Raw genomic sequence first — 995 nt, 5'->3', positions numbered from 1 at the left:
TGTCCATAGACCATGAGTTGTGAGGCTTCATCTTCTGACAAGCCATGTTGAGTGAGATCGAAAAATACGTCGTTTTGCATGAAGGTTATCTGCAGTGAAAGGGTTAGCGCATTTGAACTATCTTAACTGCTTTGCGCAGCAACAAAAAGCGGCTCACTGAGAAGCCGCTAGTTTGAGCATGGAGTCGCTTATTTGTTTAAATCGATCTGATAAATCGCAAAGCCCACTTCGTCAGTTGCGACGCGTTTCATCGGGTATTGGCCTTTGTCTTGGATAAACTTCGAAGCTTTTTCGCTCGGTGAGGTTTCAAAGCGAATATCCAGTTTTTTGTCTGACTTAATTGGTGCGAACGACCAGTTATTGTCAGCGCTTGGCGTGACTTCGCCTTTTTCCTCACTGACGCGAGAAATGTACGCAGCAACCACAGAACGGTTTTCGTCTGGAGAGTCAAATGCAATGAAGTCCGGACCCGTGCCAGGGAAGGTATTGCTGTACGCGCGGTAATTGTTAGTCGCAATGATGAAATCTTGTTTCGGATCAACTGGTTTGCCATTGAAAGTCAGATTCACGATACGCTGGGAGTCCGGATTAATGACTTTACAACTCGCGTCGTACTTCGGTGGTTGAGTGATGTCGATTTGGTATTCCACACCATCAATCACGTCAAAGTTGTACGTACGGAAGTTATCCCAATCAATTAACGATTGTGGCTGAGTCGTATTGACATCAATGCGCTTGAATTGGCCTGCACTGCACTCTAGCCATTCATGTACTTCTTTGCCTTTCACCTTCATTGCGACGAGCGTATTTGGGTATAGGTACAAGTCGGCGGCGTTGCGGAAAGTCAGTTGGCCAGATTCTACCTCAGTGAAGCCGTTCGGATCATCTTTACGTCCGCCCACTTTAAACGGCGCTGCCGCGCTCAAAACTGGAATGTCAGCAAGGTCTGGATCGCCTTGAATGAAACGTTCAACGTAGTCTTTTTGTGCAAGGTT

General features: G+C 46.6%; 1 protein-coding gene. It reads right to left on the bottom strand.

Annotation, left to right across the window (positions count from 1 at the left end):
* Positions 1 to 188: 188 nt before the first annotated feature.
* On the bottom strand, positions 189 to 995 hold an 807-nt coding region (locus R7Z49_RS23705), incomplete at its 5' end, for a 5'-nucleotidase C-terminal domain-containing protein (RefSeq protein WP_318112168.1).

Source organism: Vibrio sp. 1562, assembly GCF_033340155.1.
In the GTDB taxonomy this organism is placed as follows: Bacteria; Pseudomonadota; Gammaproteobacteria; order Enterobacterales; family Vibrionaceae; genus Vibrio; species Vibrio alginolyticus.
The sequence above is the reverse complement of the archived record's forward strand: the minus strand, read 5'-3'. Positions and strand labels throughout refer to the sequence as shown.